Below are 21,506 nucleotides of genomic sequence, written 5' to 3'. Positions count from 1 at the left end.
GATATCGGGGATGGTCCGGTCGCGGCGACCGGATCAGCCCAGGGCCGACGACGGTCCCGTCGGCGGGGGCGGGCGCAGCAGACAGGTCACGATGCGTTCGGCGGTGAACAGGTCCGCGCCGGGATGCACTTCCAGATAGGCGCCCACGGCCGACCGCCAGGCCTGCTGCTCCGATCCGCCGGCCGCCAGCGTCCGTTCGCGCATCTGACGCACCAGACTGAGGGCGGCCTGAATGCCCCCCGGCTCCGATAAAGCGGAGCCCTGAGCAGCGCGGTTTGTGGGCGTGCAATGCGACATGACGGACGGAGCCCTTTCTGGCGACGGCGCACCCGACCGGACTGGGTGCAGGGTCCATATTTCCGGACCGCCGTTACGTTCGACCCCGGGTATCATACCATTGCCAGGGGACTCGGCCAAACCTTCCCGGTCGCGGATCGCCCTCGGCCATGGCCCGCCGGGGCCGACCACGCCCGAAGCCTGCAAACGGGTTGAGGGTGCCGGTACTTGTGGTAGCGGCCCTTGGTCTCTCAGCATCTCAGCGTGGCGCTCGGGTACCGGGCAGGGGCGACCGGATCGGGCCCCATCCCTGCATCAATCCGGGATTGATCCGACGCCGGGGCCGCGGCGCCGCGCGACTCGAGCGCGTGCGAAACGGCCGGGCCGTCGTTACGCTGCGCGACGATGAGGATGACTCCTTCTACGCAGGGTCGCCCCGGCGCCCTCTCAGGATGAGTCTATGTTTATATCGCCGCAGGGCCCCTTTGGGGCGCGCGGCTCCGCCGCTTCGCGGCGCCGGCCCAGTCGGGCCGGCCGGCGGACGAAAAGGATGAACCTTTCCGTCGGCCGGTATTACCCCTTGCTCTGATAGAGCGGCTTGAGATCGGCCCACTGCACGGTGGGCCGGTCCGGCTCCGGCTCGGTCAGGGGCGCGGTCTCGCGCAGGCCGGTCCGGCAGCGCTGGGCCAACTCCTGATACTGCTTGGTGCCTTCCATCTTCCAGGCGAACTCTTCGTCCGTGACCTCGCGCACCAGCTTGCCCGGCACCCCGGCGACCAGCGAGCGCGGGCCGAACCGGCTGCCCGCCTTCACGAAGCACTGGGCGGCCACGATGCTTTCCGGCCCGATCACCGCGCCGTCCATCACCACGCTGTTCATGCCGACCAGGGCCCCCCGGCCGATCCGCGCACTGTGCAGGATCGCCCCGTGGCCGATATGACCGTCCACCTCCACCACCGTGTCCGTGCCCTGGAAGCCGTGCATGGTGCAATTGTCCTGGATGTTGCTGCCGTCCTCCAGGATGATGCGGCCGAAATCGCCGCGCAGCGAGGCCGACGGCCCCACGTAGACGCCGGCCCCCACGATCACGTCGCCGATCAGGATGGCGGTGGGATGGACGAACGCGGTGGGGTGGACGACCGGAACCAGGTCCTCGAAGGCATAGACGGGCATGGGCTGTCACTCCTGAGCGCGGCGGGGGGGCGGGGGTTCCATTCGCCCCCGTATGGTGGCCGCATGGTGACCGTTGCCGGCGGCGCGGGCAAGGGAGAACGTGTGCATGACCGACTGGAGCCCCGCCGACTACCTTGCGTTCGCCGACCATCGCCTCAGGCCCGCGCTGGATCTGCTGGCGCGCGTGCCGGTGGCCGATCCGGGGCGGGTGGTGGACCTGGGCTGCGGGACCGGCACGCTGACCCGCTATGCCCGCGAGCGCTGGCCTTCCGCGCATCTCACGGGCCTCGACTCCTCGCCGGCCATGCTGGAGCGTGCCCGGGCGGAGAGCCCCGCTGACATCACCTGGGCCGAGGCCGACATCGCGACCTGGGTCCCGGCGGCGGACGCGCGGCCGGACGTCATCCTGTCCAATGCCGCGCTGCACTGGGTGGGCGATCACGACGCCCTGTTCCCGCGCCTGCTGTCGGCGCTGGCCCCGGGGGGTGTGCTGGCGGTGCAGATGCCGCGCAACTATGGACGGCCGGCGCTGGCGCTCATCAAGGCGACGGGGATGAACGGGCCGTGGGCGGAGCGGGTCGCCGATCTGGTCGCCAAGCCGCCGCCCGTGGACCCGCCGGACCGCTATGCCGCGCGCCTGCTGGGAGCCGGGGTCACGGACCTGGAGCTGTGGGAGACCGACTACCAGCAGATCCTGCCCGGCCCGCCGGAGACCATCGCCGACTTCACGCGCTCCACGGCGTTGCGGCCCTGGCTGGCGCGGCTGGAGGACGCCCCCGCGCTGCAAGACGGCTTCCTGGCGGCCTATCGGGCGCGGGTGGCGGCGGCCTATGCCCCGCTGCCGGACGGCCGCGCGCTGTATCCCTTCCGCCGGCTGTTCCTGATCGCCCGCCGGCCGGGGTGAGAGTGGCTACCCGGGCAGGACCGGCACCGCCACCGCTCCGGGCAGCAGGCCCGACGTCATGGCGTACAGCAGCAGCGTGACCGACCCCACCGACAGCACCGTGGTGGCCAGGATGCTGGCCGAGGCGCGCTCGGTCCACACGTCGTACTGTTGCGCGATCACGAACACGTTGGTCGCCGTGGGCAGCGACGCCAGCAGCACCGCCGTCGCCGTCCACACCGGATCGAACGGGCCCGCCAGCGTCAGGCCCGCGAACATCAGGATGGGATGCACCACCAGCTTCATGGGCACCACGTAGCCCAGCGCCGCCGGCACTCGGGTCAGCGGGCGCAGCACCAGCGTGACCCCCATCGCGAACAGGGCGCAGGGCGCGGCCGCGTTGGCCAGGGTGTCGATCAGGCGGGTGATGGGTCCGGGCAGGCTGACCTGCAGCGCGGCGGCCAAGACGCCCAGCGCCGTGGCCACGATGAACGGATGGGTGACGATCTGCCGCACCACGTCGCGGGCGACCCGCCACGCCGGCTTCGCCTGCCGCCCCGCCAGCGCCATCATGGCCGGGGCCAGCGTGAAGTGCATCATGTTCTCGAAGCAGAAGATCAGGGCCACCGGCACGGCCGCCTCGGGCCCGAACACCAGAAGCGCCAGCCCCGGCCCCATGTAGCCGATGTTGCCGTAACCCGAGGCCAGCGCCTGCACGCTGGCTTCGTCGATGCGGCCCCGCGTGGCGGCCAGCGCGACCGTGAACGTCACGGCCAGCACCAGGAACGTGACGCCCAGGTTGGTCAGGATGAAGTCCCAGCGGGTCAGGGTCTCCACCGGCGTCTTGGCCAGCAGGCTGAAGAACAGCGCCGGCAGCGCCAGATAGACGACGAACGTGTTCAGCCAGCCCAGTTCGTTCAACGGCAGGCGCTTGATCCGCCCCATGATGGCGCCCAGGGCGATCAGCCCGAACAGCGGTATGATGAGCCCGACAACCTGAATCATGCGGCTGGCCGCTCCCTGGTCTGTTTCGGTGTGGTGCGGCCGTGGGGCCGGCCGGCGTCCGGGCGATGGACGCCGGACAGAGTCGCACAGGGCGCGGATGTGTCGCCCCCGGCGTTCATGATACAGTCATGTGTTAGCGGGAAACGTTGTGGGTCCGGGAAAACGGACCGTGCGGGCGCTGGAGTGAACGGAATGGTGCCGCAGTGGCGCAGCCTTGTCGATGATGCGGAGTTCCGGGCGACGATCGGACCGCCCGACGAGCCGGTGCAGTGGAGCCAGGATCTGAGCGTACAGTCGGCCACCCTGGACCTGCACCATCAAATCCTGGTCGGCTGTCTGAACCGAATGATCCGGCTGCGCCGCACATGGCGGGACAGTCTGCCGGCGGTGCGCCGCGAGCTGTCGCTCATCATCAACTACTGCAAGATCCACTTCTTCATCGAGGAAGCGGCGATGATGAAGACGGCGGTCCCGGCCGCGGCCTACCAGCGCCACCGCGCCGTGCATCGCAGGATCCTGGCCCGGATGGCCGACGCCGTGCGCGCGTTCCACGCCGATCCGCTGACGTTTCCCTTCGACCGAACCTTGCATTTCCTGCGGGCGTGGCTGGTGCACCATATCCTTGAGGAGGACAAGTCCGACCTGGGCGACCGTCTGGCCGACCAGTCGGCTGTCGAGGCCGAGATCGCCAAGTACCGCTACGCCGAGATCTGCCGCAAGCTGAAGCTGCGCGAGGAGTCCGTCGGGCCGATGCCGGAAACGGCCCTGGTCAATCGCTTCACCGCCGTGGTCCACGGCGACCCGGTGCGCCGGGCCGCCCTGGTCGCGGTGCTGGAGGGCCGGCGGCTCCATGTCTCGCAGGCGCCGGACGTGGCGTCGGCGGAAGGGCTGGTGGACGCCTATGCCCCGGAACTGCTGTTCCTGGACTGGTCGCTGCCGGCCGCCAAACCGTTCGCCCGGTACCTGTACTGCACCCGCAACACGGCGGTGGTGGCCTGCCACGCGGGCGATCCGGCCGAGATCCTCGATGTGTGCGAGATCCAGGGCGTGGCCCACATCCTGCCTCATCCCGGGACCGAGGACACCATCGTGCAGACCATGCACGAGATCCTGGACGCCTTCGTGCCCCTGCGCGCCCTGGTGCTGGAGCGCGCGGCGGGCGGCGCCTGACCGGACCGGCGGGCCGTCACGCGATGCCGTAGTTCTCGCCGTGAATGTAGGTGTCGCGGTCGTGCAGGTCCTGCGACAACTGCCGGTGAATGGCGCTGTGCAGGTCGCGCATCGAGACCATGGCGAGCACCCGGCCGTCCTCGACCACGGGCAGATGGCGGAACTTGCGGGTCTGCATCAGCTCCAGGGCCTGCATGGCCATGGCGTCGGGCGGCAGCGTGTGCGGGTCGGGCGTCATGATCTCGTCGGCGCGGACCGAGGCGGGGTTGCGGCCCTCGGCCACCACCCGGACGGTGATGTCCCGCTCCGTCACGATGCCCACCAGCCGCTTGCCGTCCATGATGAGCACGGCGGCCACGCGGTGCGTGGCCATGGCCATTGCCACCTCCCGCGCAGACTGCGATGGGCTCACGCTGATGAGCACGCTGGTGTTGACGATGTCGGGGACGAGCTTCCGCAGCATCCTGAATCCTCCCTGGCCGCCGGGCGGTGCGTGTTGCGCCGGCCGGGCGTGTTCGCGAACGCGGGTCCTGGCGTCGCGTCCGTCCGGGGCCTCCGCCGTCTGGGCGCGGCCGGTTGCCCCCGGGCGGCGACAGTATAGACCGACTTGCGGCCTGGGACAAACGGATCGGCTGCAGGATCAGCCAGGGTCCGCGGCGCGGTTTGTGTCCGACCCGGGCGCTCGGACGGGCACCGGGATCCCGGGCCGCGGACAGGGCGGGGTTGCCGGGATCGCCGGGCGCTCCCCATGTGGAGGGCACAGGCGGGCCGATCCCCGGCCGCCACCGTCTTTCCGTTTCCCATATCGCGAGGTTTCATGCTGACCCTGACGTTCGACAACGGCGACCGCATGCCCGGCTTCGGCCTGGGCACCTGGAAAGCCAAGGACGGCACCGTGAAGGGCGCGGTGACCGAGGCGTTGCGCCTGGGCTACCGCCACATCGACTGTGCCCACGTCTACGGCAACGAGGCCGAGGTGGGCGAGGCCCTGGCCGAGGCGTTCCGGGGCGGTCTGCGGCGCGAGGACCTCTGGATCACGTCCAAGCTGTGGAACGACTCCCACCTGCCGGAGCGCGTCCGCCCGGCCCTGGAAACGACTCTGGAGGCGCTGGGTCTCGATTCCCTGGACCTGTACCTGATCCACTGGCCGGTGCCGCAGAAGCCGGGCGTGGGCGTGCCGGAAACACCCGACGAGATGTTCAGCCCCGACGAGGTGCCGCTGTCCGCCACCTGGGCCGCCATGGAAGGCTTGGTGGACGCCGGCCTGACCCGGCACATCGGCGTCAGCAACTTCGGCATCGCCAAGCTGAAGACGGTCATGGAGGGCGCGCGCATCCGTCCGGAGATGAACCAGATCGAGTTGCACCCCTACCTGCAGCAGCCGGAGATGGTGGCCTTCTGCCGGGATGCGGGCCTCCACCTGACAGCCTATGCGCCGCTCGGGTCCAGCGACCGCCCGGACGTGCTGCGGGCCGAGGACGAGCCCGTGCTGCTGGAGGATCCCACCATCGCCGCCATCGCGGAGCGGCACGGGGTGACGCCCGCCCAGGTGCTGATCGCCTGGGCGCTGCACCGGGGCACGGCGGTCATTCCCAAGTCGGTCAAGCCGGCGCGCATCGCCCAGAATCTGGCCGCCGTGGATGTCTCGCTGAGCGAACAGGACATGGCGGAGATCGCTGGCCTCGACCGGGGGTACCGCTATGTGGACGGCGGTTTCTGGGTGCTGCCCGGCGGGCCGCACACCCTGGACAGCCTGTGGGCTTAGGGACCAAGAGGGTCATCACGGAACAGCGGGGGCGGGTGGTTTCCGGACCGTGGCTGTCAACCGAGACAACCCCTCCCCATTTCATCTATCACCTTCACACAATTTCGGTGATGCCGGGCGGGCGTTGCACTCCCGCCCGGACCGATTTCATCCCCATCCAGCGGGCGAAAACGGTCCGGACGGGGCTGCAAGCCCCGTCGGGCATGCGGAAAGCCTGTCCGGGCGACCCTTTGCGATGTGTGAATCGGATAGCCATTTCGTGGGGAGGGCGCAGCCTGTGGGCAGAGGCAAGGCCCGGATCACGCCAGATCGTGCAGCCAGGGCAGGGCGTCCATCAGGTCCCAGAACCAGTCCGGCCGGATCGCCGGCAGCCGCAGGAACAGGCTGGCGAGCAGCACGGCGCAGACCAGCGCCGCGACTGTGACGATGGCCATCAGGGTGAGCAGGCCACCGCGATAGTCGCTCCGGCTGACGGCCGTCCGGCTGTATTCATACCCGGTCGGCTGCAACAGCGTGTCGTCCAGATCGTCCAGAAACCGGCCGAGACGCGCGGCGGCCGCCTCGGGGCTCAGGCCCCGATCCAGGGTCTCGGGCGCGGCCCGCCGCCGCGCTTGCGCGGCCAGATCGTCGCCCAGAGTCTCGCGGGCCAGCCCGTCAAAGCGGTCGTCGTCGGGGTCGGGGACATAGAGGTGCAATGAGACCTCCTGACCCCAGATGGAGGAGACTTCCACGTACAGGCCCGGCGGGCACCAGTCCTGGCCGGCATCGCGCAGGCGGGCGGCCTCGCGGCGCAGCCGGTCCCACGGGATGCGACGGAACCGGGCGACACCGCGGCGCACGGACACGCGGCCCAGGTCGCGGGTCTCGTAGTCGGCGGACTGGAGGGTCAGGCGGGCTTTCATGGCGGCCTCTCCCAGCGTATCTTGCCCAGGGTAGGGGCTTTCCCGGGAGGCCACAATGGGACCGCGGCACCCTCCTGACCCGGTGTTCGAGATCGACTCGCCCGAACACACCCGGCAGCACTATCACGACACGCTGCGGCGCGGTCGGCTGTATCGGGTGACCCGCGCCTTCACGGACTATGACGGCGAGGTCCATCCGGTCGGCGAAATCTGGGCGTTCCGGGGCTACAATTTCCTGCCCTACGACGACGGCCTGTCCCTGTTCGCGGTCGTGGACGGAGCCCTGCGGCATATCCGGCTTCAGGACCGCCCGGAATCCGAGGGCGCGGTCGTCAGGGCACTGGGCACCATCCTGGAGGACATCGGCGCGGGGTGATCCCCTGCGGCCGCTCTCCTACCGCCGTTCCAGGACCAGCCGGGCGGCGAGCGCCTCATAGGTCTCCAGGAACAGCCGCTGGGCTTCGCGCGAGGGCAGGGGGCGCAGGGTCACGTCCGCCAAGGGCTTCTGACGGATGCCCAGCAGCGACTTGACCTCGCCCGGCTGGAACCCGGCGAGTTGCACCGCCTCGGTCGCCCCGGCGATCAGGTCGGCCCGCTTGACCAGCGCCTTGCGCTCGGCATCCAGCCGGGCCGGCAGCCCGAAGCGCAGGTGGACCGCGACCATCAGCCGGTCCTCGACCTCCTTGAACACGTCGCCCACGACCGCCTTCAGCGGCGTGATGAGGTCGTGGGTCACGTATTCCGACGCATCGTGCAGCAGGGCCGCCATCTCCAGCGTCGTGTCGCGGCGCGGGGTATTGAGTCGGCGCAGGATTTCGACCACGAGCACGGAATGCTGGGCCACCGACCAGGCGTGATCGCCCGTGGTCTGCCCGTTCCAGCGCGTGTTGCGGGCCAGGCCGAGGGCGATGTCCGCAATCTCGATGTCCAGCGGCGAGGGCTCGATCAGGTTCAGCCGCCGCCCGGAGAGCATGCGCTGCCACGTCCGGGGGGCGTGCGCCGCCAGCTTGGCGTGGGTCTCGGGCCGGGTGCGGGGCGCGGGAACGGGTGTGCCGCGCCCGCCGCGATCGGATGGCGGGGCCATGGCGTCAGGCCGCCTGTCCGGCCGCGTCCGGCGGGTCTTGCTCGGCGTCGGTTTCGTTGGCGGGATCGGGCGGGGCGTCGAAGTCGAAGCACAACTGCCCGTCCTCGTCCTCGGACGGCAGCATGGTGTAGGCGACCGCCGTCATGCGCGGCATCATCTGCACCGGCGCCTGTTCTTCCAGCGGGATGGACTCGCGCACCTGCAGGCGGATGAAGGTGAAGACGGTCACCACGACCCCGACCACCGAGATCAGGGCGAACAGGCCGGGCGGCCCCATCAGGTCCATGATGACCGAGGCCACGACGGGTCCGGCGACCGCGCCCACGCTGTAGGCCAGCAGCAGGCCGCCGCTCGCCGGCACCATGTCCTGCGGGTCGATCCAGTCGTTGGCGAGCGCGGCGGACAGCGGGTACAGGGTCGAGGCGGTGGCCCCGAACAGCGCCCCCAGGCCGAGCAGCGCGGCGATGGGCCCCAGCGTGTTCAGGTCCAGGTTCGCCAGCCCCAGCGCCACCAGCGCGGCGCTGACGACGGACATGCTGATGCCCACGAAGATGATGACCGGGCGGCGGTCGAAGCGATCCGAAACCCAGCCCAGCGGCCATTGCAGGATCAGGCCGCCCAGAATGATCGCCGACATGAAGGCGGCGGTCCCCGACAGGTCCAGCCCCACGTTGCGCGCGAACAGCGGGCCGACGCCGTAGAAGGCGCCCATCGCGACACCCGAGGACAGGCAGCCGACCACGCCCGTGGGCGAGATCTGGATCAGCTTGCGCAGCCCGAAGCGGCGCGGGGTCGGCAGCGCCGGGCCGGGCACCTTGGTCAGCGCCACCGGCACAAGGGCGGCGGACAGCAGGATGGAGACCAGCGCAAAGAGCATGTAGCCGGCGGTCGGCCCCAGCTCCAGCATGAACTGCGCAACGCCCTGCGACAGGTAGGTGGCGATCATGTACATGGACAGCACGGTGCCCCGGGTCTCCCGGGTCGCTTTCTCGTTCAGCCAGCTTTCCGTGCACATCAGGAGGCCGGCCATGCAGAACCCGGCGATGACGCGCAGCAGGCCCCAGAAGATCGGATCCGAGAAGAACGCATGGGCCAGCGCCGCCGCCGAGAACGTCGAGGCCAGCGCGGCGAAGGCGCGGATATGCCCCACCCGATGAATCACGTGGACCGCCAGGATCGAGCCCAGCACCAGCCCCAGGAAGTAGCCGGACATGACCAGTCCACTGATCGTCGAGGGCAGGTCGGCGGCCGCCAGGTTCACGCCCAAAAGGGTGTTCAGCAGGCCCTGACCGAGGAACATGATGCTGACGCTGATGAGCAGAGAGGCGACCGGGCGGAACGAGTGCCACATGGCCGTGGGCTCCGAGAATGGGGGGGGAGGGTCCACACGTCCCGGATCAAGCGCATCCTGCGTGTCGGATCCGCCTTTGACTCCGATCCGGCCCCGCTGTCAACCCGGCCTTTGGTCCCGGCGGGGCATCGGGTTCAGGTTGGCGTGTCCGGTCTGGCCGGACCGATGGAGATGGTCGCCCGAGATCCTTCGCCCCTTTCAGGGGCTCAGGATGACATCCCAAAAAATGAATTCTGTCATCCCGAGCGAGCGAAGCGAGGCGAGGGATCTCGAGACGCGTGCGCTGACGGCGCGGACAGCTCCGTCCTGGCCGCTTGAGTGCGGCGTCTTAGACCGCCCGGCCAGTACTAGGGGTCCCGGCGGGGCAGGACCTGACGGGCGAGCCAGTTGCGCATCTCGGTCAGGCGTCGGCCCGCGTCCAGCACGTCCGCGTCCACACCCAGCCGCCACGCCAGATCGGTCCGTCCGGCGGGGTCGTCGGCCAGGGCGTCGGCTTCGACCACGAAGCGGTCCACCGCGTCCCGATCCCGGAACAGGCCGTGCGCGATCAGGCCGTCCGCATAGCGTCGGCACAGGCGGGAAATCTCCCGGATATCGAATTCGGGATGGTACTGCACCCCCCAGAACTCGCCGCCCCGGTGGCGGATGATGGCCGACTGCACCGCGCTCATGGCGTTGCCCGACAGCACGGTGCAGTCCGGCGGCTGGCGCGTGACCTCGTCGGTGTGGATGGCGATGGCGTCGAAGGCCCAGGGCCGGCCGGCGTGCAGGGGATGGGCGCGCCCGGCCTCGGTCAGCAGCACCTTGCGGGCCAGCCCCACCTCGCGGCCGCGCGGATTGGGCGCGACCGTGCCGCCGGCGGCCACGGCCGCGATCTGAAGCGCCCAGCAACTGCCGAAGAAGGGCACGCCCCGGCCGAACACGACATCCGCCAGGGCGATCTGGCGGGCGACCTCGGGCTTGTGGTCGTCGTAGACGTTCAGGGCCGAGCCGGTCCAGGCGACGGCGTCGATCTGGTCCCAGTCCACCCCCTCGGGCAGCGCCGCGCCGTCCGGATCGGCCGGGAAGACGGTGGTCACGGTCGAGCCCGGGGGCGCCAGCGCCAGCAGCGAACGGGCATAGATCTCGCTGGCGATGCCGCCGCCGGCCTCCAGCACCGCCTCGCGGTAGACGCGCGGATTGCCCTCGAACAGCAGGAAGCGGACCGGCGGCCCGTCCAGGGGCGCGATGGTCGCAAGGGGATCGGGGATGTGGTTCACGGCGGGCTGTGTCACGGGCCGGGTCCTGGAAGAAGAAAGAGCCCCGGACGATGCCCGACCGGCTCCGGTCGATCAAGACGGCATCACCGGCGTCTGGGGCGGAACAGGGCTTCCGCCGCCGCAAGGGTCGGGTCCGGCTCGGCCGTGGGTCGTCCGTCCGTCACCGGCTCGTCCAGGGGGAATCCGGGGGGCGAAGGCTCCAGGTCCAGCACCCACAGGTCGGGGTCCCGGGTGCTGGCGCGTGCGATGGCCGCATCGGCGGCGGCCGCGTCCGCATAGCCCGGCTGCCCCAGGCGCATCCAGCCGGCGGTGCCGTCGGCCAGGGTGGCCGGCGCGTACAGATCCACCGTCCCGTCCGGGGCGGCGATGCGCAGCAGCAGGTCCCCGGCGGTCTCGTCGCCGCGGCGCAGGACCGCGCCGAACCCGCCCCGGGTCTCGACCACGCGCAGAATGGCGCGAGCGCGCAGGCCGGCGGTCAGACGGGCCACGAGGAGGCGACTCCGGATCGGTGGGGGCGGGCGGACCGTGGCACGGCGGCGGTCAGTCCGCCGCCTGCGGGAAGGCTGCCGCGCTTTTCCGCATCGGCTGGCGGTTCAGCGCGCGCTCGCAGTGGCGCGGCATCATGAGCTGTTCCGTGCAGTGCATGAGCGAGCAGGTCTCGCCGCCGTGGGCCATGCACTGGGCGACCACGTTGGCCTGTGGCCGGGAAAACACCGCGTGGGCGATCTTCAGGATCATGTAGCCGTCGCAGCACTCGGGCAGGCGGCCCCGGCTGCGGCTGATGGCCCGCAGCACGCCCCAGTACCCGTGGCGGGTCTGGATCAGCTCCGAGCGGGCGCGGTTGATCGCCGCCTCGGCGTCGGGAACGGCGCGCGGGTCGCTGAACATGATCTCGGTCAGGTCGCGGATCACATGCGGGGTCAGGCTCTCCACCAGCCCGGGCAGGCGGTCGCGCCGAGCCTCCACGCGGTCGCGCAGATCGCCCGCCTCCAGGCATTTCTGCAGGCTGAGGGTCCAGGCTTGGCGCATGCCCTGGTCGGTCTGGAGGTTGGTGATCTCCTCCATCGGCCGAAACCCCGTGGCCAGGGTGGCCTGGGCCCACGAGCGCACGTACCGCGACGACAGCATGTCGGGGCCCACGATCTCCTCGATCAGCGTGGCCAGTTCGGACACGAACGAGGGCTGGGCGTAGCAGTCGTTGGACGCGACGGCGGCGTTGGAGCGGTAGGGGGTGAACTGCACCCGCGCCATGCCCGCCAGGAAGGCGATGAAGCGGTCCGGGACCGTGCGGGCGTCGCGCAGATCCGCGAAGGCCTCGCGCAGGCTGGCATACTCGATGGGATGGCGCGACTCGCGGGATTCGGGTTTGGTGGGGGAGGGGGCGGCAGGCGGGGTGGTCTCTGGCGTAGACGTAGACGTAGGCATCGGCGCAGGCGCAGGCGCAGGCGTAGGCGCAGGAGGCGCGTGCGGGGCCGGGGTCTGGACCGCGCCGGCTGCGGCCGCGGCCCGCGCGGGCGCCGACTGGACCGAGACCTTGGCCGTGGACTGCCGCCACTGGCCGGTGCTCTCGAAGATGTTGGTCTTCAGGAAATGCTGTTCGATCAGCGACACGATGTCCTGGGTGCTGTTCTCGCGCGCCCAGCTATCCAGGTACATGACCTCGAACGCCTTGGAGATGAGCTGGAAAACCTTCACCTCGCGCGTGTTCTGGGACAGGTCCTTATCCGGGTGGAACCGCGACAGGATGATGTGCGAGGCGTTGAGGATGTCGCTGACCGAGGACAGATCCGTGGCCGACGTGGCCTTGACCGCCGAGGATATGGACTTGCGCAGGAAGAAGATGGACCGGAACATGTCATTGTAGTTGCGCACCGTGTTCTTGCCCTCGAAGAACAGGGTGCTCACTTTCTGCATGTTCGCGGAAATCTTCATGATGTCCACGCCCAGGTCGTTCAGGACCACGGCGCTGTTGATCTTGTCCGTCAGCCAGGGGTTCGGGGGCGAGGTCACGCCGTCGCGCAGGTAGTCCAGGACGCCGTTGTGCCGGGCGATGCGCGTTGCCACGGGGCGGAAATGGGCGTGGACGGCCGGGTGTTCCGGCCCGATGTAGTCATAGGACAGCAGGTATTTCTTGGGCCGGGGCACGATCGAGGAAAAACGGTGCGCCAGTGTCCCGAATTCCAGCGGCAACAGAATGATGTCATCGACGCCCGATTTGATGATATGGACGATGTCGCTGTAACCGATGTGCTCGGCGATGACGAAGATGTAGATGAACGGAGACAGGCATGTCTTGTTCTTGCGGATATCCGCAACGATCTCCAGCAGCGCAGGGGTGTCCGCGCTGTACTGCAGGAAGATGCATTCCGTTTTTGCTTTGGCGCTGTGTTCGTGATCCAGGAACATGTCCACGGACCGATACAGTTCCACATTGCTGAACCCGTTCTGCCGCAGGCCCGCCAGCAGGGTGTTCCGCAGCGTGCGCGACGACGGCATCGTCCGGCTCTCGACGAGGCCGAGCGGAATCGAGCGGCGATAGGCGGCTTTCACATCAGGCGCACTGTACATCGGCCCCTCCAAAGGGCCACCGGATCAGTCAGGCACCCCGCCTCCAGCTTCTGGGCGCGGTGTCCATCCGGTCTACGGTGAGGGTGATGGTCCGGTTCACGTTTGGCGCATTCAACAGGAAATTGAATCCTGTCAAGCCATTTTATCACATCCCCCCGGTGGTGCAACTTTCCGCGGGCGTACCGATTTTGGATTGCGCGCCGACCCATGGACTCAACTTTCCGGAGCGTGCCGGTCCGCCGCCAGGGTCAGCTTGGCATTTTCCGCCGTGGTGGTGCGGATGATGGCCGTGAAGCGCTCCAGCAGCATCCGGATGACCGGATCGGTGCGCGCCAGGTGAAACTCGAACGCCGGCTTGGGCACCACGGACAGCCGGGCGTCGTCCAGGGCGCGGACGGTGGCGCTACGCGGCTGGGCGTCGATCAGGGCCATCTCGCCCAGGATGGTGCCCGGGCCCTCGATCGCCACGACCACGTCGCGGCCGGAGACATGGCGGAGGATTTCCAGCCGGCCGCTTCGCACCACATAGGCCCGGTCGCCGATGTCGCCTTCGCGGAACAGCGTCTCACCGGCGGCCAGTGCGATGTCCTGGCCGGTCAGCGCGTCCGCTGGATCCGTGATCGGGTCGGCGTTGTTCATCCGGCAGCGCCCTTGTTCTCAGAGCGTGGATAGGCCCCCCGGCCCCTCAACCCTCGCGACCAGTCTAGAGACTTCCGGGCCGGCTGACCACACTTTCGCGGCCCGCCCGGGACCGGCGGCCATGGTCCGGGTCGTTGACAGCGGGCGCGGGCCGGGGGCTTTGGTGTGCGGTCGGCCCTCCCCTGGCCGCCGACCGGATACGAAAGGATGCGTCCCATGTCGGACCATCAAGAAAACAGGCGCGCGGGGCGCGGGGCGCGACTCGACCTGACGTCCCGCCGCGCCCTGATGCCGTCCGGCCTGGGGCTGGTGGCCCTGGCCGCGCTGTTGTGGAGCACCGTCGGCATTGCGTCCCGGGTCCTGTTCGACCTGTCCGCCCTCGACCCGCTCACCGTCGGCGCGTGGCGTCTGGCGCTGGCCGCGCCGCTGGTCGGGCTGCTGGCGCTGCGCCTGCCCGGCACCCCGCTGGACCGGCGGGACCTGCGCGCCCTGCTGCTGCTGGGGCTGGCCCAGGCGGCCTATCAGGGCCTCTACTTCGGCGCCGTCGCCCGGGTGGGCGTGGCGCTGGCCACGCTGCTGGCGCTGTGCTCGGCGCCGGTGCTGGTGGCCCTGCTCGCCCGGCTCGTGCTGAAGGAGCAGTTGAGTCGGACCACCTGGATCGCGGTCGCCGTGGCGGTGGTCGGCGCGGCCCTGCTGGTCGGGTTTCCCGGACCGCTGCCGGCGGGCGGCGGCACCGTCGCGGTGGGGCTCGCCATGGCCGGCGGGTCGGGCCTCAGCTACGCCCTGTTCACGCTCGCCAGCCGGCATCTGGCGCCGCGCCATCATCCGGCCCGACTGGTGGCCCTGGGGTTCGGGGCCGGGGCGGTCGTGCTGGCCACGGTGGCGACGGGTGTGGCCGTGGCTGGCGGCGGCACGATCCTGCCCGAAACGCCCGCCGCCTGGGGCGTGGTGCTCTACATGGGCGTGGTGCCGACCGCGCTGGCCTATGTCGTGTTCCTGTGGGGCATGAGGCGGGCCAGCGCCACCGGCTCGGCGGTGGTCGTGCTGCTGGAGCCCCTGAGCGCCACCCTGCTGGCCTGGGCGATCTTCGGCGAGCGTCTGGGACCGTTGGGGGCCGTGGGGGGCGGTCTGCTGCTGGCGGCCGTGGCCCTGCTGGCGCTGCGGCGGGGGCGGTAGGAGACGGGGTGGCCCGCGCGGTGGTGCGCGGGCCGGTCAGCTTTTTTACCGCTCGACGATGAGGATGACTCTTTCGAAAAAAGGTCGCTGCGACGACATGTCAGAATGAGTCTTTGTTTTTATCGCCGCAGCGCCCCTTTGGGGCGCGCGGCTCCGCCGCTTCGCGGCGCCGGCCCAGTCGGGCCGGCCGGCCGACGAAAAGGATGAACCTTTCCGTCGGCCGGTATCACTTCACCCGCAGGTTCTCCGGCACGATCACCGGCATGAACCCGAACACCCCGGGCATGCTGGTGTCCACGGTCACACGCACGCCGTGGACGTCGCCCGCGCCCGGCACCTGCAACGCATAGGCCGTGTCCATGCGCGCGCCCTCGCGGGTCATGAACGGCTGGTCCAGCTCCAGCTCATGCGAGTCGCCGTAGACCAGCAGCACCGGCTTGGCGAACGCCTCCATCTCGGCCTGCAGGGTCTTCAGGGTCGGGCCGAAGCCGCTCTGCCGGTTCACCTTGCCGCCAAACATGTCGGCCTGCATGGCGAGCACCACGGCGGCGCTGTCCTCGGCCCTGGCGGTCTCGAAGACGCGGGCGAACCAGTCCTGGTTGGCGGCGTCGCGGGCGAAGAACTCGGCGACGGCGGCCGGGTCGCGGATCTCGAAGTTGTTGTTGGAGCCGACCACGTGGACCGTGGCGAAGGTCACGCCGCCGTGGCTCCACAGGGCGTTTTCCACCATCTCGTCATGATCGGAGACATCGGCCTGCCGGGTGAGGTCGATGGGGGCCTGACCCAGGCTGGTGGCCTCGGCGAAATACAGGCTGCGCACGGCGGCGAGGCGCTCCAGCGGGTCATAGCCGCCGGCGGCCTTGCGGTGGCAGTCGGTCCACTCGTTGTCGCCCGGGGTGTACACGACAGCGCCGGTGTAGCGCATGAAGTTGTCGTATTCGGTCTGGAAGCGGGCGTCGGAGCACGCCGAGCCACCGCCCTTGATGTCGCCCACGTGGATGGTGAAGGCGGGATCCAGCGTGTTGACGGCGTCGATCAGGCGCACGTAGGCGCCCTGGGCGGCGTCGCCGTAGGGCATGTCGCCCAGCGCGACGAAGCTGAACGCCTGATCGGAGACGAACGGCGCTTCGGCCCGCGCGGGCAGGGCGGCGGCGGTCAGGCCGAGGACGAGAGCGAGCGAGGAAACGGCGGCACGACGCATGGCGACCTCATGGGGCTGGTGGAGGCATGGGGGACGACCTCCACTTTAGGCCCGCTCGGCGACAGCGCCATGACGAATGGATGACGGTTCGGGGAAGGCGCCCGCAGACTCCGGGTCGCGGGCGCCACCTTGCTCCCCTACACCGCCACCTTGGGCAGGGTCTCCAGCGAGGCCTGGAGCGCGGCGTCGTCGAACGGCGTGTCCGTCATCTTGCCCGCGAAGTAGTCCATATAGGCCTGCATGTCGAAATGGCCGTGGCCGGACAGGTTGAACAGGATGGTCTCGGCCTTGCCCTCGGCCTTGCAGCGCAACGCCTCGTCGATCACGGCCTTGATGGCGTGCGAGGATTCGGGCGCGGGCACGATGCCTTCCTCGCGCGCGAACTGCACGGCGGCGGCGAAGCATTCCGTCTGCTGGTAGGCGCGCGCTTCCATCAACCCGTGCTCCATGGCCTGGCTGACCATGGGCGCCATGCCGTGGTAGCGCAGCCCGCCGGCGTGCGTGCCGGGCGGCATGAAGTTGGACCCCAGGGTGTGCATCTTCATCAGCGGGGTGAGCTTGCCCGTGTCGCCGAAGTCATAGGCCATCGGCCCCTTGGTCAGGGTGGGGCACGAGGTGGGCTCGACGCCGATGCAGCGCACCGCCTTGCCGTTCATCTTCTCGCGCATGTAGGGGAAGGCCAGCCCAGCGAAGTTGGAGCCGCCGCCCACGCAGCCGATCACGATGTCCGGGTCGGCGTCGGCTATCTCCATCTGGAGCATGGCTTCCTCGCCGATGACGGTCTGGTGCAGGCAGACGTGGTTGAGCACGCTACCCAGGGCGTACTTGGTGTCGTCGCGGCTGGCGGCCAGTTCGACGGCCTCGGAAATGGCGATGCCCAGCGAGCCGTTGGAGTCGGGGTTCGTCTCCAGGATGGCCCGGCCGGCCGCCGTGTTGGGCGAGGGGCTGGGGATGCAGGTGGCGCCGTAGGTCTCCATCAGGGCGCGGCGGTACGGCTTCTGATTGAACGAGATCCGCACCATGTAGACCTCGACCGTCAGGCCGAACAGGTTGCCCGCGAAGGCGAGCGAGCTGCCCCACTGGCCGGCGCCGGTCTCGGTGACCAGCCGCTTCACCCCTTCCTGCTTGTTGTAGAACGCCTGGGCGACGGCGGAGTTCGGCTTGTGGCTGCCGGCGGGGCTGACGCCCTCGTACTTGAAGAAGATCTTCGCGGGGGTATCGAGCGCGGCCTCAAGACGGCGGGCGCGCACCAGCGGCGACGGCCGCCACAGCCGGTAGACGTCGCGCACGGGCTCGGGGATGTCGATCCAGCGTTCGGTGCTGGCTTCCTGCTCCAGGACACCCATGGGAAACAGCGGGGCCAGGTCCTCCGGGCCCATCGGCTGGCCCGTGCCCGGGTGCACCGGCGGCGGCACCGGGCCGGGCAGGTCGGCGGCGAGGTTGTACCACGCCTTGGGCATCCGGTCTTCGGACAGCAGGTATTTCGTGCTTTCGGTCATGGATCTCGGGGTCCCCTCCGGGTTGGAACGCGCCGTTCGGCGCGTTCCTTCTACCCCTCCGGCGCGCGGGAATCAAAGACCGGACCGCGCGGGACCGACTGCCAGTTTCACGGGAGCGCGCCCTCGTAGGGCGGGTTCGCGCCGAAGGCGCAACCCGCCATATCGCTGCCTTGCGGCGGATTGCCCCGCCGCGTTTCCCTGTCGGGAAATGGGCGGGGTCGAATCCGCCCGACACGGCCGCGTCCCGGCCACACGCCCTTTCACCCGATTGCTCTGACGGACCAGCAATTCTCAGGAGGGAGGGAGGGCAAAGGTTGCGGCTGGTGCCGGCCTGTTCGCCTCCCCCCTTCGGGGGGAGGTTGGGAGGGGGGCGCGTTCATTTTCGCGCGGACCCCACTTGCCGCATCAACCCCACGAGCCCTTTTTCAACCCCACGGGCTTTGTTTCAACCCCACCCCAGCCCTCCCCTATCCAGGGGAGGGAGTTCGGTTCGCGCCTGGACCTCCCAGCAGGACCCATCGGAGGCAGCGCGGCCAAAATGAGACCTGCTGCTGACGGACCCCGGAAGCCCGGGGCCTATTCCGCCGCCGCCGACCGATCCGGGAACAGGCCGGCGAGACCCTCGGCACTGGCCGAACAGACGCCCCGCTCAGTGATGAGGCCCGTGACCAGCCGGGCCGGGGTGACGTCGAACGCCGGGTTGGCGGCCGGGCTGCCCTCCGGGGTAACGGTGACCCAGCCGGTGTCGCCCGAGTCGAGCCGTCCCCACAGGCGGCAGACCTCGCCCGGCCCCCGGTCCTCGATGGGGATCTCGGCGACGCCGTCCTTGACCGTCCAGTCGATGGTCGGGCTGGGCAGGGCGACATAGAACGGCACGCCGTTGTCCTTCGCCGCCAGCGCCTTCAGGTAGGTGCCGATCTTGTTGCAGACGTCACCCGTCGCCGTGGTGCGGTCGGTGCCGACGATGCAGACATCCACCATGCCGTGCTGCATGAAGTGGCCGCCGGCGTTGTCCACGATCACGGTGTGGGGCACGCCGTGCTGGTTCAGCTCCCACGCGGTCAGGCTGGCGCCCTGGTTGCGCGGCCGGGTCTCGTCCACCCACACATGGACCGGGATGCCGGCGTCGTGCGCCTTGTAGATGGGGGCCAGCGCCGTGCCCCAGTCCACCGTCGCCAGCCAGCCGGCGTTGCAGTGGGTCAGAACGTTGAAGCGGTCCGGCTTGCCCTTGCGCTCCCACAGGGTGCGGAAGACGGTCAGGCCGTGATTGCCGATGGCCTCGTTCAGGGCCACGTCCTCGTCGCAGATGACCCGGGCGCGGTCGAGCGCCGCTCCCGCGCGCTGGTCCGCCGGCAGCGGGGCCAGGCGCTGGCGCATGTCGTCCAGCGCCCAGCGCAGGTTGACCGCCGTGGGGCGGGTGGCGAACAGACGGTCGTAGGCCGTCGCCAGCCCGTCGTCCGAGGCATCCTGACGCATGGCCAGCGCCAGCCCGTGCGCCGCCGTGGCGCCGATCAGGGGCGCGCCGCGCACCAGCATGTCCTTGATCGCCCGGCAGGCGTCGTCGAGCGAGGCCAGCCGCGCGATCTCATAGTGATGCGGCAGGCGGGTCTGGTCGATGATCTCCACCGTGTGGCCGTCCTCGGCCAGCCAGATGGTGCGGGTGGGGGTGCCGTTGACCTTCATGGTGGCGGTTCCTCCGAGAAGCGTTGGACAAGGTCTGTCAGTCCGGCAAGAAAGACCTGAAAGCTGGGGGATCGATTGTCGTTCGGGGTCACGGACAGATGTTCCCCGACTTTGCGGGCGACATCCGTCTTCGGCATGTGGCTGTCCTTGAAGTAGCCCGCTCTTTTGAAAACCCTGTGCAGCGCCTCGGCAGTCCCCCCCTTCACGTCGTCCGGACACCGGATCGATTGGGCACGCGTGACGCCCTTCTTGAGGCGCGGGTAGGCGGCGCGCAAGGCGGTTTCGTCACCCAGGAACCAGGCCTCCAGTTCCTCTACCGCGATGCGGTTCAGAACGACGTACTCTCCATCGGGTCCACGACTCGATCGGGTGGTCAATCCCGCCTCCCGGGCCATGGCTTCCAACCGGCGCTTCAGGACCAGACAATCTTGCGTGTCACGATCAATCAGGACGACGACGCGCAAACGCTCATGGTCCAGACGCTTGCGGTAACCGCGCAGTCGATTTGGAAGCTGCTGCAGGAGGTCCGGTTTCCCCTGGAACGTGATGCATCGATGGTGAATGTCCGGCGGCAGCAGCCGGGGAAGGACGTGCTCAAGGGTCGCTTTCGCGGACGGTTCTTCCAGGAGGACGTGGATCTGACGCTGCATCAGCCGGGGCCCCCGGCCGGGTCTCCCATGCCGAAATAGCCTTCCATCCACAGGGCGCCCAGTTGGCCACCCGCCTCCATCATCTCCGGAATGCCCTCGATCTGATCGGTTCGGGTTGCCTTGGCATACCCATCCTGGTCCCGCCACAGGACCCAGGCCTGTTTCGGGCTCAGCGCATTCAAGAACTGCGGCGAATGGGTTGTCACCATCAATTGGCTGTGGGCGCTGGCCGTCTGGCACTCCTCGGCCAGTTCATGCAACAGCATCGGATGGAGATAGTTCTCCGGTTCCTCGATCCCGATCAGCGGGAACGGGTCCGGATCGTTCATCAGAACCAGATAGGACAGCAGCTTGAGCGTTCCGTCCGATGCGTACCGGGCGAGAATTGGCGTGCTGAAGGGCGCATCCTTGATCTGCAGCAGAAGCCGGCCATCGGCGAGGATGTCGGCCGACACCTTTTCGAGGCGTGGCACGCGACGTGTCAGTCTTGCCAGGATGGACGCAAGTGTCTGTGGATGGCGCTCGCGCAGGTACTGGATGACGTTCGCAAGATTGTCGCCGGACCGGGACAGGTGCTCGTGCGGGCCCGCTTCCGGCGTGCCCCGGGTGTCAGTCGCCGAGAGGTAAGAGAGGTGCCATCCGGTGATGAATTCTCTGAGGGCCTTTACACGGGGGTGTCGTTCGAATTGACCCAGGGTGTTGACGGCCAGCATGTCCGGGGCGGCCAGGGTTTCATGTTCCCGCTCGGCATCGGGATCGGGCTGGTCGGCCTTGATGGCGAAGCCCTTGCCAGCGCTGTAGGAGAGGAAATCGAAAGGGCGTCCTCTGGAGCCCCGGGTCCAGGAGAGGCGTTCGTCGGTGACGATCGGCTGGCCGTTCTGTTCGTCAATGGTCAGCCCATAGGTAATGAGCGGCACACCCGGGATCTTGAATTTCAGCGCGATTTCAATGGGTCCTTCGGCGCCACGACTGCGCAGTTCCTTGAAGCGGCCCCGGCGATCCCAGGCCCGCCGCAGCCCTTCGTTGAAGCACTCCGAGAGAAAGGCGAAGACATCGAACAGGGTGGACTTGCCGCTGCCGTTCGGCCCGACGAATACCGTCAGCCGGGACAGGTCCTTCAACTCCACGTCTCTAAGGGCCCGATAGTTGCGGACCTTAAGATACGTGATGCGGGGACCTTCGGCGGCGACGCCGGGCCTGGGCATGGCGCGTCTCCCTGAAA

Annotated in this window: 21 protein-coding genes; 5 read left to right on the top strand and 16 right to left on the bottom strand. The window is 69.2% G+C overall.

Annotation, left to right across the window (positions count from 1 at the left end):
* Positions 1-33: 33 nt before the first annotated feature.
* Positions 34-204, bottom strand: a complete 171-nt coding sequence (locus GHC57_RS03945) for a hypothetical protein (protein ID WP_153341385.1) — start codon at positions 202-204, stop codon at positions 34-36.
* Between the two features lie 645 nt (positions 205-849).
* Complete coding sequence (locus GHC57_RS03940; protein WP_153341384.1) at positions 850-1,449, bottom strand: phenylacetic acid degradation protein PaaY; 600 nt, start codon at positions 1,447-1,449, stop codon at positions 850-852.
* 106 nt (positions 1,450-1,555) lie between these two features.
* Here GHC57_RS03940 and GHC57_RS03935 point away from each other — a divergent pair, with 106 nt between their 5' ends.
* On the top strand, positions 1,556-2,353 hold the full coding sequence (locus tag GHC57_RS03935; protein WP_153341382.1) for a methyltransferase domain-containing protein: 798 nt from the start codon (positions 1,556-1,558) through the stop codon (positions 2,351-2,353).
* 6 nt (positions 2,354-2,359) lie between these two features.
* Here GHC57_RS03935 and GHC57_RS03930 read toward each other — a convergent pair whose 3' ends face one another.
* Positions 2,360-3,337 carry an AEC family transporter gene (locus GHC57_RS03930; protein ID WP_153341377.1) on the bottom strand — a complete coding sequence of 326 codons (978 nt, stop codon included), beginning with the start codon at positions 3,335-3,337 and terminating at the stop codon, positions 2,360-2,362.
* Positions 3,338-3,529: 192 nt separating this feature from the next.
* On the opposite strand from GHC57_RS03930, the gene GHC57_RS03925 reads away from it, so the two are divergent.
* Positions 3,530-4,507 carry a hemerythrin domain-containing protein gene (locus GHC57_RS03925; RefSeq protein ID WP_170294667.1) on the top strand — a complete coding sequence of 326 codons (978 nt, stop codon included), beginning with the start codon at positions 3,530-3,532 and terminating at the stop codon, positions 4,505-4,507.
* Between the two features lie 16 nt (positions 4,508-4,523).
* On the opposite strand, the gene GHC57_RS03920 is transcribed toward GHC57_RS03925, so the two are convergent.
* Entirely contained in the window at positions 4,524-4,970 is a 447-nt protein-coding gene (locus tag GHC57_RS03920; protein WP_153341374.1) for a CBS domain-containing protein, read from the bottom strand.
* 354 nt (positions 4,971-5,324) lie between these two features.
* Between GHC57_RS03920 and GHC57_RS03915 the strand changes: the two genes are divergently transcribed.
* On the top strand, positions 5,325-6,272 hold the full coding sequence (locus tag GHC57_RS03915; RefSeq protein WP_153341372.1) for an aldo/keto reductase: 948 nt from the start codon (positions 5,325-5,327) through the stop codon (positions 6,270-6,272).
* A 299-nt stretch (positions 6,273-6,571) separates the two neighbouring features.
* Here GHC57_RS03915 and GHC57_RS03910 read toward each other — a convergent pair whose 3' ends face one another.
* Complete coding sequence (locus tag GHC57_RS03910) at positions 6,572-7,174, bottom strand: hypothetical protein (RefSeq protein ID WP_153341370.1); 603 nt, start codon at positions 7,172-7,174, stop codon at positions 6,572-6,574.
* 55 nt (positions 7,175-7,229) lie between these two features.
* Here GHC57_RS03910 and GHC57_RS03905 point away from each other — a divergent pair, with 55 nt between their 5' ends.
* Complete coding sequence (locus GHC57_RS03905) at positions 7,230-7,550, top strand: DUF3601 domain-containing protein (RefSeq protein ID WP_153341368.1); 321 nt, start codon at positions 7,230-7,232, stop codon at positions 7,548-7,550.
* 18 nt (positions 7,551-7,568) lie between these two features.
* Here the strand turns inward: GHC57_RS03905 and GHC57_RS03900 are convergent, their stop codons facing one another.
* The 6 genes from GHC57_RS03900 to GHC57_RS03875 form a co-directional block, all read right to left on the bottom strand.
* Entirely contained in the window at positions 7,569-8,258 is a 690-nt protein-coding gene (locus GHC57_RS03900) for a YfbR-like 5'-deoxynucleotidase (protein ID WP_170294666.1), read from the bottom strand.
* 4 nt (positions 8,259-8,262) lie between these two features.
* A complete protein-coding gene (locus tag GHC57_RS03895) occupies positions 8,263-9,609 on the bottom strand; it encodes an MFS transporter (RefSeq protein ID WP_153341366.1) in 1,347 nt (448 codons plus the stop codon).
* Positions 9,610-9,956: 347 nt separating this feature from the next.
* A complete protein-coding gene (locus GHC57_RS03890) occupies positions 9,957-10,883 on the bottom strand; it encodes a glutamine amidotransferase-related protein (RefSeq protein ID WP_343031098.1) in 927 nt (308 codons plus the stop codon).
* A 68-nt stretch (positions 10,884-10,951) separates the two neighbouring features.
* Positions 10,952-11,356, bottom strand: a complete 405-nt coding sequence (locus GHC57_RS03885; RefSeq protein WP_153341364.1) for a DUF1491 family protein — start codon at positions 11,354-11,356, stop codon at positions 10,952-10,954.
* Positions 11,357-11,408: 52 nt separating this feature from the next.
* Entirely contained in the window at positions 11,409-13,436 is a 2,028-nt protein-coding gene (locus tag GHC57_RS03880; RefSeq protein WP_153341362.1) for a hypothetical protein, read from the bottom strand.
* Between the two features lie 213 nt (positions 13,437-13,649).
* Complete coding sequence (locus GHC57_RS03875) at positions 13,650-14,075, bottom strand: cyclic nucleotide-binding domain-containing protein (RefSeq protein WP_153341360.1); 426 nt, start codon at positions 14,073-14,075, stop codon at positions 13,650-13,652.
* A 216-nt stretch (positions 14,076-14,291) separates the two neighbouring features.
* On the opposite strand from GHC57_RS03875, the gene GHC57_RS03870 reads away from it, so the two are divergent.
* Complete coding sequence (locus GHC57_RS03870) at positions 14,292-15,251, top strand: DMT family transporter (RefSeq protein WP_211369115.1); 960 nt, start codon at positions 14,292-14,294, stop codon at positions 15,249-15,251.
* A 226-nt stretch (positions 15,252-15,477) separates the two neighbouring features.
* Here the strand turns inward: GHC57_RS03870 and GHC57_RS03865 are convergent, their stop codons facing one another.
* The 5 genes from GHC57_RS03865 to GHC57_RS03845 form a co-directional block, all read right to left on the bottom strand.
* Positions 15,478-16,452 carry a hypothetical protein gene (locus GHC57_RS03865; protein WP_153341358.1) on the bottom strand — a complete coding sequence of 325 codons (975 nt, stop codon included), beginning with the start codon at positions 16,450-16,452 and terminating at the stop codon, positions 15,478-15,480.
* A 137-nt stretch (positions 16,453-16,589) separates the two neighbouring features.
* The gene (locus GHC57_RS03860; protein WP_153341355.1) at positions 16,590-17,951 is read right to left on the bottom strand and encodes a TrpB-like pyridoxal phosphate-dependent enzyme; all 1,362 of its coding nucleotides are present in this window, start codon (positions 17,949-17,951) and stop codon (positions 16,590-16,592) included.
* Between the two features lie 576 nt (positions 17,952-18,527).
* Positions 18,528-19,634: an S-methyl-5-thioribose-1-phosphate isomerase gene (gene mtnA, locus GHC57_RS03855; RefSeq protein WP_153341353.1), complete on the bottom strand. Its 1,107-nt coding sequence runs from the start codon at positions 19,632-19,634 to the stop codon at positions 18,528-18,530.
* Positions 19,631-20,284: a DUF4276 family protein gene (locus tag GHC57_RS03850; RefSeq protein ID WP_153341351.1), complete on the bottom strand. Its 654-nt coding sequence runs from the start codon at positions 20,282-20,284 to the stop codon at positions 19,631-19,633. The genes mtnA and GHC57_RS03850 overlap by 4 nt, the downstream gene beginning before the upstream one ends.
* Positions 20,284-21,489, bottom strand: coding sequence for an AAA family ATPase (locus GHC57_RS03845; protein WP_153341349.1), 1,206 nt, complete (start codon positions 21,487-21,489; stop codon positions 20,284-20,286). The genes GHC57_RS03850 and GHC57_RS03845 overlap by 1 nt, the downstream gene beginning before the upstream one ends.
* Between the last annotated feature and the right edge of the window lie 17 nt (positions 21,490-21,506).

It is taken from the genome of Roseospira navarrensis (genome assembly GCF_009601025.1).
Classification (GTDB): domain Bacteria; phylum Pseudomonadota; class Alphaproteobacteria; order Rhodospirillales; family Rhodospirillaceae; genus Rhodospira; species Rhodospira navarrensis.
Note: the sequence above shows the minus strand (reverse complement) of the source record. Positions and strands in the feature narration are given on the sequence as shown.

What these genes read in the sequence shown, in the direction of transcription:
- GHC57_RS03945 (WP_153341385.1), bottom strand. Translation starts at nt 204, where the DNA reads ATGCGCGAACGGACGCTGGCGGCCGGCGGATCGGAGCAGCAGGCCTGG.
- GHC57_RS03860 (WP_153341355.1), bottom strand. Translation starts at nt 17,951, where the DNA reads ATGACCGAAAGCACGAAATACCTGCTGTCCGAAGACCGGATGCCCAAG.
- GHC57_RS03925 (WP_170294667.1), top strand. Translation starts at nt 3,530, where the DNA reads ATGGTGCCGCAGTGGCGCAGCCTTGTCGATGATGCGGAGTTCCGGGCG.
- mtnA (WP_153341353.1), bottom strand. Translation starts at nt 19,634, where the DNA reads ATGAAGGTCAACGGCACCCCCACCCGCACCATCTGGCTGGCCGAGGAC.
- GHC57_RS03850 (WP_153341351.1), bottom strand. Translation starts at nt 20,284, where the DNA reads ATGCAGCGTCAGATCCACGTCCTCCTGGAAGAACCGTCCGCGAAAGCG.
- GHC57_RS03930 (WP_153341377.1), bottom strand. Translation starts at nt 3,337, where the DNA reads ATGATTCAGGTTGTCGGGCTCATCATACCGCTGTTCGGGCTGATCGCC.
- GHC57_RS03875 (WP_153341360.1), bottom strand. Translation starts at nt 14,075, where the DNA reads ATGAACAACGCCGACCCGATCACGGATCCAGCGGACGCGCTGACCGGC.
- GHC57_RS03940 (WP_153341384.1), bottom strand. Translation starts at nt 1,449, where the DNA reads ATGCCCGTCTATGCCTTCGAGGACCTGGTTCCGGTCGTCCACCCCACC.
- GHC57_RS03880 (WP_153341362.1), bottom strand. Translation starts at nt 13,436, where the DNA reads ATGTACAGTGCGCCTGATGTGAAAGCCGCCTATCGCCGCTCGATTCCG.
- GHC57_RS03900 (WP_170294666.1), bottom strand. Translation starts at nt 8,258, where the DNA reads ATGGCCCCGCCATCCGATCGCGGCGGGCGCGGCACACCCGTTCCCGCG.
- GHC57_RS03905 (WP_153341368.1), top strand. Translation starts at nt 7,230, where the DNA reads ATGGGACCGCGGCACCCTCCTGACCCGGTGTTCGAGATCGACTCGCCC.
- GHC57_RS03915 (WP_153341372.1), top strand. Translation starts at nt 5,325, where the DNA reads ATGCTGACCCTGACGTTCGACAACGGCGACCGCATGCCCGGCTTCGGC.
- GHC57_RS03895 (WP_153341366.1), bottom strand. Translation starts at nt 9,609, where the DNA reads ATGTGGCACTCGTTCCGCCCGGTCGCCTCTCTGCTCATCAGCGTCAGC.
- GHC57_RS03845 (WP_153341349.1), bottom strand. Translation starts at nt 21,489, where the DNA reads ATGCCCAGGCCCGGCGTCGCCGCCGAAGGTCCCCGCATCACGTATCTT.
- GHC57_RS03935 (WP_153341382.1), top strand. Translation starts at nt 1,556, where the DNA reads ATGACCGACTGGAGCCCCGCCGACTACCTTGCGTTCGCCGACCATCGC.
- GHC57_RS03920 (WP_153341374.1), bottom strand. Translation starts at nt 4,970, where the DNA reads ATGCTGCGGAAGCTCGTCCCCGACATCGTCAACACCAGCGTGCTCATC.
- GHC57_RS03870 (WP_211369115.1), top strand. Translation starts at nt 14,292, where the DNA reads ATGTCGGACCATCAAGAAAACAGGCGCGCGGGGCGCGGGGCGCGACTC.
- GHC57_RS03910 (WP_153341370.1), bottom strand. Translation starts at nt 7,174, where the DNA reads ATGAAAGCCCGCCTGACCCTCCAGTCCGCCGACTACGAGACCCGCGAC.
- GHC57_RS03865 (WP_153341358.1), bottom strand. Translation starts at nt 16,452, where the DNA reads ATGCGTCGTGCCGCCGTTTCCTCGCTCGCTCTCGTCCTCGGCCTGACC.